Consider the following 14,354-nt stretch of genomic DNA (forward strand, 5'->3'; position numbering starts at 1 on the left):
GGGGCCCATGACCATCCGTTCTCGACTGTTGATTCTGATTGGCGCGCTCGGCGTTTTTTCCACCGCCATCTTCTTCGGCCTGGAGCTCCTGCAGCAGCGCGAATACGAGGCCATCCGGGTGCGTCGCGAGCGCGAACTCGCCGCGCGCCTGCAATCGACGCTCGCCGAGAATTCCGGCGCGCTGCGGCGCTACGTGCGCAACTACGCCGCCCGACCGGCGCTGGCGGAGTTTGTCGCGACCCGCGACGCGCGCTGGGCCGAGCGCAACCTGCAGGACCGCCTCGACACCTACCGCGTCGACGCCGTCTGGGTGCTCGATGCCAGCGGCGCCACCATCCACGGCTTCAAACGCCTGACCGGCGAACTCACGAGCGAACCCCCGCTGCCGCAGGCGGAGTTGCAGCCGTTGCTCGCCGGATCGTCCGGGACTCTCGATTTCTTCTGCGTGATCGGCGGCGCCCTGCACCAGATGTTTGGCCAACGCATCAGCGCCAACCCGGAGCGGGCCCCGACGGGCGCCTGGCTCGTGGCCGCCCGCGTTTGGAACGCGCCGCTCCTGGAGGAAATCGCGACAGCGGCGCAGGGCCAGATCAGGCTGACGACCAGCGCCCACACGCCTGACGCCGTCGCCCACGGGGAGATGGAAACCTGGCAACCGCTCAAGGATCACCGCGGGCGCGTGGTCGCCGGCCTCGATTTTCACGTGCTCGACCCGCAGGCGAGCGACGTCGACGAGGAAAACACCGAACTCACGCTCTTCGCGCTCAACGCCGTCGGCACCGTGCTCATCGCGGGACTCCTGCTGCACTTCTGGATCTGGCGCCCCCTCGCCACGCTCCAACACAGCATCATCCAGAGCGACACCACGCCGCTGTTGCGCCTGATCCATCGGCGCGACGAGTTCGGGCGGCTCAGCCGCATCGTGCACAGTTCCCTGCGCGATCGGGAGGCGCTCGCCCACGCCCTCGAGGCGCAGGCCCGGGTGGGACGCGATCTGCACGACAGCATCATCCAACGCCTCTTCGGCGTGGGCATGTCCCTGACCAAGATAGAAACCCTCGCCGGAACCGATCCGGAAGCGTCGAAGCAACTGGCCGTGCAGACCCGCGCTGACCTGAACCACGTCGTCGCCGAGTTGCGCGGCTACATCGAGCGGACCGACCCGCGCCCGAGCGAGGGCGCATTTGCCGATGCCGCCCGCGCGATCGGCCAACAATTGCGGGGCAGCGCCGCCACGGAGATATCCGTCGACATCGACGAGGCGCTGGCCAGCCGCTATCCCGCGCTGATCCGCGGTCAGGTGCTTCAGTTCGCCCGCGAAGCCATGAGCAACGCGGTCCGTCACGGCGAGCCCAGCCGCGTGGAACTCAGCTGGTGCGCGGCGGAGCGCGGCTCCGTGCTGCGCTTGAGCGACGACGGCGGGGGCTTCGAGATCGCGGGCATCGACACCCGCGGCCGCGGCCTCGGCAATCTCACCGAACGCGCCATCGTGCTCGGCGGCCGCTTGAAAATCGACTCGCGACCGGGCACCGGCACCGAGATCACGCTGCACCTCCCGCCCCCCGAACGCTCGCCGTGAAAAATCCCGCAACCGCCCCGATCCGCATCCTCCTCGTCGACGACAGCGCCATCGTCCGCCACGGCATCCGCGCGGCCATCGAGTATGCGGCCGCCGGGCGCCGCCTCGAGATCGTCGCGGAGGCCGCGACCGCCGCCGATGCCCTGCGCGAAGCGCAGCGCGTGCAGCCGGATGTCGTGCTGCTCGACCTGCGGCTCCCCGACACCAGCGGCATCGCGATCTGCGGCGAGCTTCGCGGGGTCGCCCCCTCGGCGCGCGTCATCGTGTTCACTTCGTCCACCGACAGCCGGGCGATCTACGACGTGATCGTCGCCGGCGCCCATGGCTATCTTCTGAAGGAGATCGATCCCGCCGCGCTGGTCCAAGGCATCGTCGACGGCCACGCCGGACGTTCCGTCTTTTCGCCTGATATCGCCGGGCGCATGGTCGACATCTTGCGCGACGGCCACGCCCGCCTCGACCGCGCCGCGTGCCTGCAGGAACTCTCGCCCCAGGAACGCCGGGTCCTCGCGGCCATGGCGGACGGCCAGACGAACAAGGACATCGCCCAACTCCTCGGCCTGAGCGAGAATACCGTGAAGAACTACATCGGGCGGGTGTTCGAGAAACTCGGCGTCCAACGCCGGTCGCAGGCGATCGGGCTTTATTTCGACAACAAGGCCCGACCGACCACCCCCTAGGTAATTTCCGGCCTAGTGCTTGCCACCCGAACGCTAGAGGCCCTTCGCCCTACCGGACCGGGCGGAATTCCGGCAGATTGGGGCCGTGAAGCAACCTTCCGTCCCCTCCTCGACCGCACGACCGCGCCCGCGCGCCGTTTGCGCCGCCTTCACCTTGGTGGAAGTCATGTTCGCGTCGCTCGTGATGATCTTCGCCATCACCACGTCGATCACGGTGATCCAACGCGGATTCAATGCCATCGATTCCTCGCGCAACTACGTCCTCGCCTCGCAGATCATGCAAAGCGAGATCGAGCGCATCCGCGTGTGTCCGTGGACCAGCACCGGCACCGTGACCGGCGTCGTTGACTACACCGATAATTCCCCTGCCGTCGCCATCGACTCCGCCTTCACCGCCAACCCCGCGGTCGGTTCGCGTTTCACCCTCACCCGGAGCGTGAGCGACCTCGCGACCAACCTCCGCCAGTTCACCGTCACGGTCAGCTGGCGCAACTACGACGGCCGGCCGCTCTCGTGCTCGATGACGACCTTCTACGCGCGCTACGGCCTCTACGATTTTTTCGCCTCATGAAACCTGTCCGCCTCCGCCCCCGCTCCGCCGGCTTCACTCTGGTCGAAGTCATGGTCTCCGGTGTCCTCGGCTCGATCGTCCTCACCGGCGTGATGACCTCGTTCCTGATGATGGGACGCAGCGGCCAGCTGCTCTACAACTACAACAACATGGCCGGCGCCGCCCGCACCGCGCTCGAGGAGTTCGGCCAGGATGTCCGCATGGCGAGCGCCCTCACCTACAACAGCGCCACCTCGGTCACGCTCACCGTGCCGGACAACTACGCGGCCAACTCGAATCAAGTGACCTACGCCTACGGCACGGTCACCGTCGGCACGACGACCTACACCAACTGCTTTTACCGCCGGCCCGGCGGCAGCGCCTCCGCCGCGGCCGCCACCCCGCTCGTTCGCAACACCACCGCCTGCACGTTCACCCGCTACGACGTCCTCGGCACCGCCGTCGCGACCGACGCCGCCACCAAACGCCTCGAGCTCGCCATCAGCGTCAGCACGCGAAACCAGACAGTCCCTTCCGCGACCGACAACATCCTCTCCGCCACCTATGTCCTCCGGAACAAATAGGTCCGGTGAGCGTGGCGCGGTGTTGATCGTCGCGATGCTCCTCGCGGCCATCATCGCGGTCGCCCTCGCCTCCTTCATCAAGCTCAGCACCAGCTCGCTCAACCTCGGTCGACGCAACTTCTACGGCACCGCCGCGCTGAACCTCGCCGAAGCCGGCCTCGAGCGCGCACTCTACTGCGTCAACCGCAACCAAGTCGACGGCGTCGCCCTCGCGACCGCCTGGTCTTCCGCCGATGGCTGGACCACCAACAGCGGCACGCACGTCGCCACCGCGACATTTTCCGGCTTCACCCCCGGCCCCAACGCCACGGGCAGCACCAAGGTCTACGTCCGCAACTACGACCTCACGGGCACCGTGCTCATGGTTGCGAAATCCACCATCACCGTGCCCGACGGCGGTCCGCCGCTGGAGAAATTCATCGAGGTCACGCTCGCCAGCCGCTCCGTCTTCGCGGGCTTGGTCGCCAAGACCTCGCTGCGCGGCGACAGCAATCTCTACGTCGACAGCTGGATTTCCACCAACCCGTCGACCGGCGCCTTCACTCCCTACTCCACCGCCGTGCGCCGCGGTTTCGGCCCCCTCGGTGTCGTCGCCTCCGGCAACGGCGCCCTCAACGTCGGCGACAATCCCACCATCTACGGCACAGTGAACACCGGCGGCGGCACCATCGGCAGAAGCGGCTCCGCCAAACTCACCAGCACGCCCGGCGGCTCCGGCTGGAACACCGCCCTCGAGAACAGATCGTTCACCTACGCCTTCCCCACCGTCACCGTGCCCACGCCCTCCGCGGTCAACACCATCTCCACCAACATCACCTCGAACGTTACCTTCCCCCGAGGCGGCGACGTCGCCGCCTCGGACGGCAAATACTACTACAACTTCGCCTCGGGAAAGGTCATTTCCTACGCCGCGAACACCATGACGATCAAACAGCCCGTCGTGTTCATGATGACCAACCACACCGGCGTGAACGCCATCTCCACCAGCGATCACGCCACGTTCACCTACGGCACCGCCGCGGGCGACAACGGCTCGCTGACCATTTACACCAACGGCAACATCAACTTCGACTCCGGCGCCAACTGGTTCGCCAACGGCGCCCCCGCCCGCACCACGATCTACGGGACCGCATCCAGCAGCCAGACGTTCACCACTCGCGGCGGCGGCACGTTCTACGGCTCCGTCATCGCCGAGAACGCCGCCATAAATTTCGACTCGGGCACCAACGTCATGGGCGCCTTTTGCTGCAATACGATGCAACTGCTCGGCGGGGTGAATTTCCACTACGATGAGGCCCTCGGCTCCAGTGGCGGCGGCGGCTATCGCATCACGAAGTGGAAGGAGCTGCAGACCGCGGCCGAGCGGAACGTCTACGCCTCCGCCCTGAGCTTCTGACCCGGCGCCGCCGGTTCGCGCGGCGGCAGTGGCCGGCATTTTTTTTTGCGACTCTCCCTCGCCCGGCGGGTTTTTGGAGCACCAACCGCGCTGTCCCTCCGCCGTGCCCACGCCCGGCGGGGCCGCGCCATTTGCCCGCTCGCCCATGCTTCAGGATCTCCGCTTCGCCCTCCGCCAGCTCGCGCGCTACCGCTGGTTTTCCCTCGCCGTCATCGTCACTCTCGCCCTCGGCATCGGCATCAACACCACCGTCTTCACGCTGGTCAACGCCGTGCTCTTCAAGCCCGTGCCCGTCCCCGGCGGCGAGCGGCTCGTGGCCGTCACCCAGCAATGGCCGGAAAATCGCTACAACCGCGGCCCGGTCTCCTATCCCGAGTTCGAGGCTTACCGGACACAGAATCGCACGTTCGAGGGCCTCGAAGCCGTGGACCGCGCCGGCGGCATCATCGCAGAACCGGCCACGCCGCCCGAGAACTACGGGATGGGCGTCGTTTCGCCCGGACTTTTTTCGCTCCTGAAAACCCAGCCGATCCTCGGTCGCGCGTTCACGCCCGCCGACGGCGCCGCAGGCGCGCCCACCGTGCTCATGCTCAGCCACAAAGTCTGGCAGCAGCGCTACGCCGGCGCCTCCGACGTCATCGGCCGCACCGTCCGCCTCAACGGCCAACCCGCCACGATCGTCGGCGTCATGCCCGAAGGTTTCAAATTTCCCGAAAACGAGGAGTTGTGGACCGCGCTGCGTCCCACGAAGGAACTCGCCGACCGCCGCCATCGCAGCCTGATGCTCTTCGGCCTGCGCCAGCCCGGCGCCAGCGTCACCGAGGCCCAGACCGACCTCAACGTCATCGCCGCGCGCATGACGAAGGAATTCCCCGATACCAACAAGGACGTCGTGCCGCGCGTCCAGACGTTCCACGACCTGTTCAACGGCGGCCCGATCAAGCTCATCTTCCTGCTCATGCTTGGCGCCGTCGGCTTCGTCCTGCTCATCGCCTGCGCCAACGTCGCGAACATGATGCTCAGCCGCGCCATCGCCCGCGGCCGCGAGATGGCCGTGCGCGCCGCCATGGGCGCTTCGCGCACCCAGATCGTCCGCCAGCTGCTCATCGAGAGCGTGCTGCTCAGCGTGCTCGGCGGCGCGATCGGGCTCGGCCTCGCGCAATTCGGCGTGCACGCCTTCGACCTGGCCTCGCAGGACGTCGGGAAACCCTACTGGATCCAGTTCACGATGGACTGGCGCGCGTTCGTCTATTTCGCCGCGATCTCCGTCGGCACCGGCATCGTGTTCGGCCTCGTGCCCGCGCTGCGGGCCTCGCGCGTCGATCTCACCACGGCGCTGAAAGACGGCACCGCCGGCGGCACCGCGCGCGGCGGCAAGCTCACCGGCGCGCTCGTCGTGTTCCAGTTCGCCGCCACCGTCATGCTCCTCGCCGGCGCCGGCCTCATGATGAAGAGCTTCTTCGCCGTGCAGCGGATCAATCCCTTCGTGCCCGCCGAGCAAATCCTCGGCGTGCGCCTCGCGCTGCCCGACGGCAAAGGCGAACGCTACGAGACACCCGAAGCCCGCAAGGCGATGCACGAACGACTGCAACAGCGCCTCGCCGCGCTCCCCGGCGTCAAGCAGGCCGTGCTCACGTCAGATTTCCCCGGCCTCGGCTCGCAGCACCGCACGGTCGAAATCGAAGACAAGCCCACGCCGGACCCGAAGCGCCCCAACCAAGCCGCCGTGATCTTCGCCACGCCGGACTACCTGCCCGCCATCAATCTCCCCGTCCTCGTCGGCCGCGGCCTCAACGACTCCGACGGTGCACCCGGCAAGGAATCCGCCGTGGTCACGCGCGAGTTCGCCGCGCGCTATTGGGGCGACGAATCTCCCCTCGGCCGCAAACTGCGCTTCCTCGGCGAGGACCAGAAGCCCGGCCCGTGGATCACCGTCGTCGGCATCAGCGGCGACCTCGTGCAAAGTTTCCAGCAGCGCAACTCGCCGCCGCTCGTGTTCATGTCCGACCGGCAGGAACCGTGGGCTTGGATCGGCGTCATGCTGCGCGCGGAAGGCGATCCCACCGCGCTCACGCCAGCCGTGCGCGCCGCGGTGCAGGAGATCGACGCCGACCTGCCGCTCTTCCAGGTGCGCACGCTCAAGGAAGCCATCGCGCACGAGAGCTGGTTCCTCGCCGTGTTCGGCTCCCTCTTTTTCGCCTTCGCCGCCATCGCGTTGCTGATGGCCTCCGTCGGCATCTATGCGGTCGTCGCGCAAAACACCGCGCGGCGCACGCGTGAGATCGGCATCCGCATGGCACTCGGCGCCACCGCCACGAACGTCGTGCGACTCATGCTCGGGCGCGGCCTGATGCAGCTCGGCCTCGGCCTCATCATCGGCTTCGGCGGCGCCTTCGCCACCACGCGGCTCATGGACACCATTCTCGGTCCGACCTCGCCCACCGACCCCCTTGTGTTCGTCAGCGTGGCCGCCCTGCTCGGCGGGCTCGGGCTTTTCGCCTGTTGGCTCCCCGCGCGCCGCGCCGCGCACGTCGCGCCGACCGAGGCGCTGCGCGCCGAATAGTCGCCGCCGAACGCCGCCACCCGTGTCGGGTCAGCGCAGGAAATCTGCAACCCGCGCACTGCCTCGCGGGTGATAACAAGCAACACAACACCTGCGTCCCGCCGTTCCATCCGTTCGGCGAACTTCGTCATTGGATCGACACCATGCTCAACGACCTCCGTTTCGCCCTGCGTCAACTCACGCGCCACCGCTGGTTTTCCCTCGCGGTGATCGTCACCCTGGCCCTCGGCATCGGCATCAACACCACCGTCTTCACGCTGGTGAATGCCGTGCTCTTCAAGCCGCTGCCGATTCCCGGCGGCGAGCGGCTCGCCGTCGTCACGCAGGACTGGCCTGAGGGTCGCCTCACGCGCGCTCCGCTCTCGTTGCCGGAGTTTCGCGCCTACCAAAGCCAGAATCGCACCTTCGAGGGCCTCGAAGCGATCGAGACCAGCGTCGGCGTCATCGCCGAGCCGGGCGTCTCGCCCGAGCGCTACAGCATGGGCGTGTGCACGACGGGATTGTTCGGCTTGGTGAAAGCGCAACCGATCCTCGGCCGCGCGCTGTTGCCGAGCGATGGCACCCCGGGCGCGCCGACCGTGCTGCTCCTCAGCCACAAGGTCTGGCAACACCACTACGCCGGTGCGCTCGACGTCGTCGGTCGCTCGGTGCGCCTCAACAGCCAGCCGGCCACGATCATCGGCGTCATGCCCGAGGGCTTCCGCTTCCCCGGCAACGAAGACCTCTGGATCGCGCTCACGCCGACCCACGCCCGTGAGGACCGCGCCAACCGCAGCCTCGTGTTCTACGGCCTCCTCAAGTCCGGCGTCACGGCGGCCGAAGCGCAGGCTGACTTCGCCGTCATCGCCTCGCGCCTCGCGCAGCAATTCCCCGACACGAACAAGGACTACATGCCGCGCGTGCAGACCTTCCACGAGCGGTTCGCCGGCGGCCCGGTCAGGATCATTTTTCTCTTCATGCTCGGCGCCGTCGGCTTCGTCCTGCTCATCGCCTGCGCCAACGTCGCCAACCTCACGCTCAGCCGCGCCCTCGCGCGCCAGCGGGAAATTTCCGTCCGCGCCGCCCTCGGCGCCTCGCGCTCGCGCCTCGTGCGCCAGCTGCTGGTCGAAAGCGTGTTGCTCAGCGTCATCGGCGGCGCGTTCGGCCTCGGCCTCGCGCTGGCTGGCGCGCACATCTTCGACCTCGCGACGCAAGACATTGGTCGACCCTACTGGATCGACTTCGCGATGGATTGGCGCGCCTTCGCCTACATCTCCGCGCTCTCCATCGCGGCCGGCCTCGTTTTCGGTCTCGTGCCGGCCCTGCGCGCCTCACGCGTCGACCTCAACACCGCGATGAAGGACGGCACCGCGGGCTACTCTTCGCAGGGCGGCAAACTCACCGCCGCGCTCGTGGTGTTCCAGTTCGCCGTCACCGTCATCCTGCTCGCGAGCGCCGGACTGATGGTGCGAAATTTCTTCGCCGTTCAGCAGATCAATCCGTTCGTCCCCGCGCGCGAAATCCTCGCCGTGCGCCTCTCCCTGCCCGACGGCCCGGGCGAGCGCTACCACTCCGCGGCGGCGCGCCAGGCGATGCACGAGCGTTTGCAACAGCGTCTCGCCACCATTCCCGGCGTCACCCACGCCGTGCTCACCTCGGATTTCCCCGGCCTCGGCTCGCAGCACCGCGCCGTCGAGATCGAGGGCAAGCCCGCCGCCGACCCCAAGCAGCCGTTCCAGGCCGCCGCCGTTTTCTCCTCTCCCGACTACCTCGCCGCGATCAACCTCCCCGTGCTCGTCGGCCGCGCGCTGAACGCCGCCGACGGCGTCCCCGGCAAGGAAGCCGCCGTCGTCACCCGCCAATTCGCCGCGCGCTACTGGGAAGGCGAGTCGCCCATCGGCCGCCGCTTCCGCCTCACCGGCTTCGACGGAGTCGCGGGGCCGTGGGTGACGGTGGTCGGCGTGTGCGGCGACATCGTGCAGAGCACGCAGGAGCGCAACGCGCCGCCGCTCGCGTTCCTCTCCAATCACCAGGAACCGTGGGCATGGATCGGCGTGTTGCTGCGCACCCAACGCGACCCGACCGCCCTCGCCGCCTCCGTGCGCGCGGCCGTCCAGGAAATCGATCCCGACTTGCCGTTGATGCAGGTCTACACGCTCAAATCGGCGATCGAGCAGGAGCACTGGTTCCTCGCCATCTTCGGCTCCCTCTTCTTCACCTTCGCCGCCATCGCGCTGCTCATGGCATCCGTCGGACTCTACGCCGTCGTCGCGCAGAACACCGCCCGCCGCACGCGCGAGATCGGCATCCGCATGGCGCTCGGCGCCACCGCCGGCCGCGTCGTGCGTCTCATGGTCGGCCGCGGACTCGCGCAACTCGGCGTCGGCCTCGCGCTGGGATTTGCCGGCGCTCTGGCCGCCGCGAAACTCATGGCGAACATGATCGGCGCCGTCTCGCCGCGCGACCCGCTCGTCTTCGTCTCCATCGCGCTGCTGCTCGCCGCCATCGGCCTGCTCGCCTGCTGGCTGCCCGCGCGCCGCGCCGCCCGTGTCGCGCCGACTGAAGCGCTCCGCTCCGAGTGAGCGCGCGCGCCGCCGTTCCGCCCGATGAAAAATCCGGGGCGCGTGTAACGCCCCGCCGCTTGCGCGCCCGCGCAATGACGTGCATTTTGCGGGCGCAATGAAAACTCTCCTCATCGTTCTCGGCGTGCTCGCCGCGTTCGTCGGTCTGATCGGCATCGCTGCCGTCAGCAGCTACAACGGCCTCGTCAACCGCTCGCAAGCGGTCGACGCGCAGTGGGCGCAGGTCCAGAATGTCTACCAGCGACGCGCCGACCTCATCCCGAATTTGGTCAACACCGTAGCCGGTGCCGCGAATTTCGAGAAGTCGACGCTCACCGAAGTCACCGCCGCGCGCGCCTCCGTCGGCCAGGTGAAGCTCGACCCGAGCAAGGCGCCGACCGACGCCGCGCAACTCGCCGAGTTCGAGCGCGCGCAAGGCCAGCTCGCCACCGCGCTCTCGCGCCTGCTCGTCGTCGCCGAGCGCTATCCCGATCTGAAGGCGACCGCCAACTTCGGCGCGCTCCAATCGCAGCTGGAAGGCACCGAGAATCGCATCGCGGTCGAACGCGGCCGCTTCAACGACGTCGCACGCGACTACAACTCCGCGATCAAGCGTTTCCCGGCCGTCCTCTTCGCCGGCATGTTCGGCTTCCAGCCCAAGGCCTACTTCGCCGCCAAGGCCGGCGCCGACACGCCGCCCGAGGTGAAATTCGACTTCGGCGCGAAGAAGCCGTGAGCGCGCTCCCGCTTGCTTTCCGACGCCTTGCCGCGCTCGCCCTCGTCGCGTGCGTCTTCGCGTCGTCACTCCTCGCCGCGGAGCGCATCCCGCCCGCGCCGACGCGCTTCGTCATCGACACGACGCGCACGCTCTCGGGCGGCACGGTGGAGCGCCTGAATGCGCGTCTCGAACAATTCGAACGGGAGTCCTCGAACCAGTTTCTCGTCGCGATGTTCGCCCGCATGGAGACCGACTCGTCCGTCGAAGACTACACGGTGCGCGTCGCCGAGGCGTGGAAAGTCGGCCAGAAAGGAAAGAACAACGGCGCCGTGCTCTTCATCTTCAAGCAGGACCGCCAGATCTACATCCAAGTCGGCTACGGCCTCGAGCCCACGCTCACCGACGCGGTCTGCCACCAGATCGTGGAGAGCATCTTGAAGCCGAAATTCCGCGCCGGCGATTTCGACGGCGGCGTGAGCGCGGCCGTCGACGCAATGATCGCGGCGACGCGCGGCGAATTCAAAGGCACGGGGCGGACCGTTCATCAGGCGCGGCACCCACTCCAGCGCGAATCGGGAGATCCCAGCGCCGCCATTGGAGCCCTTTTCTTTTTGGTCGTGATCGTCGTGGTCGTGATTCGTCTCGCTCGCGGCTCGCGCCGGGGGCCGTTGGTGCTCGGTGGACCGCGACGCTACCGCAGTTCGAGCATTCCGAACATCTGGTGGGGCGGCCCCGGCTCCGACGGCGGCGGGGCCTCGGGCGGTGGTGGTTGGTCCGGCGGCGGGGGCGGCGGATTTTCCGGCGGCGGTGGCAGCTTCGGCGGCGGCGGCGCAGGAGGCAAATGGTGATGAAAACATTCCTCGATCAACTCGACCGCGCGCGCATCGAACGCGCCATCGCCGACGCCGAGCAGCTCACCTCCGGCGAGCTGCGCGTCGTTTTTCACCCGGGAAAAGTCGCCGACGCCACCGCGCTCGCCCGCACCGAATTTGCGCGCCTCGGCATGACCGCCACCCGCGAACGCAACGCCGTGCTCATCCTCATCGCGCCCGACGCACGACAGTTCGCGATCTTTGGCGACGAAGGCGTGCACGGGAAGTGCGGCGACGATTTCTGGCGCAACGTCGCGGCGGCGATGGAGGCGAAATTCCGCGCCGGTCAGCACACCGACGCCGTCGTGGAAGGCATCGCGCGCGCGGGAGAATTGCTTGCCCGCGAGTTCCCGCATCGACCGGACGACCGCGACGAGTTGCCCAACACCGTCGTGCAGGATCCGCCCCCGCCGACGGTGATCTGAGGCTCGAAACAAGCGGGGGCCGTGTAACGGTCGCTCGCTTGAGCACCGCGCTCCAAGCCGCTTAGCTGCCCGCCGTGAAAACGAACTCTGTCCTTCGCCTGCTCGCCCGCGCCACGCTGTGCGCCGCGGCCGCTGCGCTGGCTTGGGGTTGGATTGCCGCCCTCGAACAACCGCCGCGTCCCGAAATCTCCGGCGAGTCGGCCGACCTGGTGATCGCGGGCGTGGCGCGCGTCCCGCTCGCCGCTCCGTGGGTCGTGCAAATGACGTCGCTGTTGCGCGCGCGCTGAGACGCGCGGCGGCGGCGCTACTTTTTGTCGGGCAACTTGACGCCCGACTCGCGCAAGAGCCGGTCGAGATCGGTCGGCTTTTTCGGCTTCGGTGCCGCACTCGAAGGCGCGGACTGGATCGGTTTCTTCACGCCCTTCGTCGCCGCCGCGAGGCGCGCGCCGGGTTGCATATTGGCCGCGTTCATGCCGCACGGCGTGATGTGTGGTGACGGCGTGACGTTGCGCGTGGACTTCTTTTCGTCGAGCAGGCGCCGCGCGGTCTCGTCCAAGCCGAGCCGGTGCATCGTGGCGCGCAGCGCGGCCTTCATCTCGGGTTTATACCAAAAGAAAAAGCTGCGCTGCTCCTGCTTCGCGTCGGGCGTGCGCGCGACTTCGACGGGCTTGGCATCGTAAGGGTGCACGCCGGTCGCGTAGATTTCCGTCGCGACGGTCATCGGCGTCGGCGTGAAGTCCTGCACGGCTTCGAGACGATAGCCGAGGTCCTTCGTCTTCAGCGCGAGATCGGCCATGTCCTCCGATCGCGAGCCGGGATGCGAGCTGATGAAATATGGCGTCACCGGCATGTCGGGCTTGCCGGCCTTCGCGGCGGCGGCGGTGAACTTTTCCTTGAACTTGTAGAACAGGTTGAAGCTCGGCTTGCGCATGATGCGCAGCACGTGGTCGCTCGTGTGTTCGGGCGCGACTTTGATGCGGCCGGGCACGTGGTGCGCGGCGAGTTCCTCGATGTATTTCTCGTGGCTCGCCTTCACCTCCGGCGTCGCGCCTTTGTCGTGCAGGAAGAGATCGTAGCGGATGCCGCTCGCGACGTAGGCGTGCTTCACGCCCTCGGTGTTGCGCACGGATTCGTAGATGTCGAGGAGCGCGGTGTGATCGGTGTCGAGGTTGCGGCAGACGTCGGGCCAGATGCACGACGGGCGGACGCATTCGTCGCAGATCCACTGCTCCTTGCCCTTCATCTTATACATGTTCGCGCTCGGGCCGCCGAGGTCGCTGATTGTGCCGCGGAAATCCGGCATCTGTTTCACGGACTCGACTTCGCGCAGGATCGACGCCTTCGAGCGGGACGCGACGAACTTCCCCTGGTGCGCCGAGATCGTGCAGAAGCTGCAACCGCCGAAGCACCCGCGATGCATATTGATCGAGTGCTTGATCATCTCGTAGGCCGGAATCGGCCCGCGCTTGCGATACTTCGGATGCGGCAGGCGCGTGTAAGGCAAATCGAACGACGAATCGATCTGCGCCTCGCTCATCGTCGGGTAAGGCGGGTTCACGACCATGAGCCGCTCGCCCGTGCGCTGGAGGAGCCGGCGCGCCTTCACGCGGTTCGACTCGGTTTCGATGTTCTTGAAATTAGCCGCGTATAGCGCGCGGTCGGCGACGCAGGCCTCATGCGAGTGCAGCTCGAAGTCGTCCCAGTTCTTGTTCTTCGGCGCCGCCTCGCCCGCCGGCAGCAGGACCGCGGTTTGCGCGATGGTCGTGAGCGAGGCGAATGGCACACCGCGTTTCAGCAAGCGCAGCACTTCCATCAGCGGCAGCTCGCCCATGCCGTAGACGAGCATGTCCGCGCCGCTGTCGGCGAGAATGCCGGGCATGAGCTGGTCCGACCAATAATCGAAATGCGTCACGCGCCGCAGGCTCGCCTCGATGCCGCCGAGCAACACGGGCACATCGGGGTAAATCTGTTTCAGGATCTTCGAGTAGACGATCGACGCGTAATCCGGCCGGAAGCCATGCGCGCCGCCCGGCGTGTAGGCGTCCTCGCTGCGGAGCTTCTTGGCCGCCGTGTAGCGGTTCACCATCGAGTCCATGCAGCCCGCCGTGACGCCGAAAAAGTAGCGCGGCTTGCCGAGCTTCTTGAAGTCGCGCAGGTCGTCGCGCCAATTCGGCTGCGCCAAGATCGCGATACGAAACCCCTCGCGCTCGATCAGCCGCCCCACCACCGCCGTGCCAAACGCGGGATGATCCACGTAGGCGTCGCCGGAAACGAGGATCACGTCCACGTAGTCCCAGCCGCGCGCCTCCATCTCGTCGCGCGTCGTCGGGAGCCAGCGGGCCGGGTCCCAAGTCGGGTCCTTTTCGTGGGTGGTGGACATCTGCGCCGCGAAGGTGGCGCGCCCCGCTCGCGATGCAAGCGGACAACTCACCGGCGCGAGCAAGCTC

At 67.5% G+C, this 14,354-nt stretch carries 12 protein-coding genes; 11 read left to right on the forward strand and 1 reads right to left on the reverse strand.

Annotated features, from left to right (window positions below; genetic code table 11):
* The first annotated feature begins 7 nt into the window (after window positions 1-7).
* The 11 genes from HZA32_02870 (at window position 8) to HZA32_02920 (ending at window position 12,194) form a co-directional block, all read left to right on the forward strand.
* Complete coding sequence (locus HZA32_02870; protein MBI5423001.1) at window positions 8-1,579, forward strand: hypothetical protein; 1,572 nt, start codon at window positions 8-10, stop codon at window positions 1,577-1,579.
* Window positions 1,576-2,259 (forward strand): response regulator transcription factor, encoded by a 684-nt coding sequence (locus HZA32_02875; protein ID MBI5423002.1) that lies wholly within the window; start codon window positions 1,576-1,578, stop codon window positions 2,257-2,259. The genes HZA32_02870 and HZA32_02875 overlap by 4 nt, the downstream gene beginning before the upstream one ends.
* A gap of 85 nt (window positions 2,260-2,344) precedes the next feature.
* Entirely contained in the window at window positions 2,345-2,830 is a 486-nt protein-coding gene (locus HZA32_02880) for a hypothetical protein (GenBank protein ID MBI5423003.1), read from the forward strand.
* Window positions 2,827-3,393 carry a prepilin-type N-terminal cleavage/methylation domain-containing protein gene (locus HZA32_02885; GenBank protein ID MBI5423004.1) on the forward strand — a complete coding sequence of 189 codons (567 nt, stop codon included), beginning with the start codon at window positions 2,827-2,829 and terminating at the stop codon, window positions 3,391-3,393. The genes HZA32_02880 and HZA32_02885 overlap by 4 nt, the downstream gene beginning before the upstream one ends.
* Window positions 3,374-4,789 (forward strand): hypothetical protein, encoded by a 1,416-nt coding sequence (locus HZA32_02890; GenBank protein MBI5423005.1) that lies wholly within the window; start codon window positions 3,374-3,376, stop codon window positions 4,787-4,789. Before HZA32_02885 ends, HZA32_02890 begins: the two co-directional genes overlap by 20 nt.
* 145 nt (window positions 4,790-4,934) lie before the next feature.
* On the forward strand, window positions 4,935-7,352 hold the full coding sequence (locus HZA32_02895; GenBank protein MBI5423006.1) for an ABC transporter permease: 2,418 nt from the start codon (window positions 4,935-4,937) through the stop codon (window positions 7,350-7,352).
* A 143-nt stretch (window positions 7,353-7,495) separates the two neighbouring features.
* The gene (locus tag HZA32_02900; GenBank protein ID MBI5423007.1) at window positions 7,496-9,913 is read left to right on the forward strand and encodes an ABC transporter permease; all 2,418 of its coding nucleotides are present in this window, start codon (window positions 7,496-7,498) and stop codon (window positions 9,911-9,913) included.
* Window positions 9,914-10,010: 97 nt separating this feature from the next.
* Window positions 10,011-10,628, forward strand: a complete 618-nt coding sequence (locus HZA32_02905; protein ID MBI5423008.1) for a LemA family protein — start codon at window positions 10,011-10,013, stop codon at window positions 10,626-10,628.
* Entirely contained in the window at window positions 10,625-11,458 is an 834-nt protein-coding gene (locus HZA32_02910) for a TPM domain-containing protein (GenBank protein MBI5423009.1), read from the forward strand. Before HZA32_02905 ends, HZA32_02910 begins: the two co-directional genes overlap by 4 nt.
* Window positions 11,452-11,907 carry a TPM domain-containing protein gene (locus HZA32_02915; protein MBI5423010.1) on the forward strand — a complete coding sequence of 152 codons (456 nt, stop codon included), beginning with the start codon at window positions 11,452-11,454 and terminating at the stop codon, window positions 11,905-11,907. The genes HZA32_02910 and HZA32_02915 overlap by 7 nt, the downstream gene beginning before the upstream one ends.
* A gap of 74 nt (window positions 11,908-11,981) precedes the next feature.
* Window positions 11,982-12,194 (forward strand): hypothetical protein, encoded by a 213-nt coding sequence (locus HZA32_02920; protein MBI5423011.1) that lies wholly within the window; start codon window positions 11,982-11,984, stop codon window positions 12,192-12,194.
* Window positions 12,195-12,211: 17 nt separating this feature from the next.
* Here HZA32_02920 and HZA32_02925 read toward each other — a convergent pair whose 3' ends face one another.
* On the reverse strand, window positions 12,212-14,287 hold the full coding sequence (locus tag HZA32_02925; GenBank protein ID MBI5423012.1) for a YgiQ family radical SAM protein: 2,076 nt from the start codon (window positions 14,285-14,287) through the stop codon (window positions 12,212-12,214).
* Window positions 14,288-14,354 lie beyond the last annotated feature (67 nt).

The organism is Opitutia bacterium (genome assembly GCA_016217545.1).
GTDB lineage: Bacteria > Verrucomicrobiota > Verrucomicrobiia > Opitutales > Opitutaceae > Didemnitutus.

Coding starts and splice junctions, on each gene's coding strand:
- HZA32_02870 (MBI5423001.1), top strand. CDS start 8: ATGACCATCCGTTCTCGACTGTTGATTCTGATTGGCGCGCTCGGCGTT.
- HZA32_02885 (MBI5423004.1), top strand. CDS start 2,827: ATGAAACCTGTCCGCCTCCGCCCCCGCTCCGCCGGCTTCACTCTGGTC.
- HZA32_02890 (MBI5423005.1), top strand. CDS start 3,374: ATGTCCTCCGGAACAAATAGGTCCGGTGAGCGTGGCGCGGTGTTGATC.
- HZA32_02895 (MBI5423006.1), top strand. CDS start 4,935: ATGCTTCAGGATCTCCGCTTCGCCCTCCGCCAGCTCGCGCGCTACCGC.
- HZA32_02900 (MBI5423007.1), top strand. CDS start 7,496: ATGCTCAACGACCTCCGTTTCGCCCTGCGTCAACTCACGCGCCACCGC.
- HZA32_02905 (MBI5423008.1), top strand. CDS start 10,011: ATGAAAACTCTCCTCATCGTTCTCGGCGTGCTCGCCGCGTTCGTCGGT.
- HZA32_02915 (MBI5423010.1), top strand. CDS start 11,452: ATGGTGATGAAAACATTCCTCGATCAACTCGACCGCGCGCGCATCGAA.
- HZA32_02925 (MBI5423012.1), bottom strand. CDS start 14,287: ATGTCCACCACCCACGAAAAGGACCCGACTTGGGACCCGGCCCGCTGG.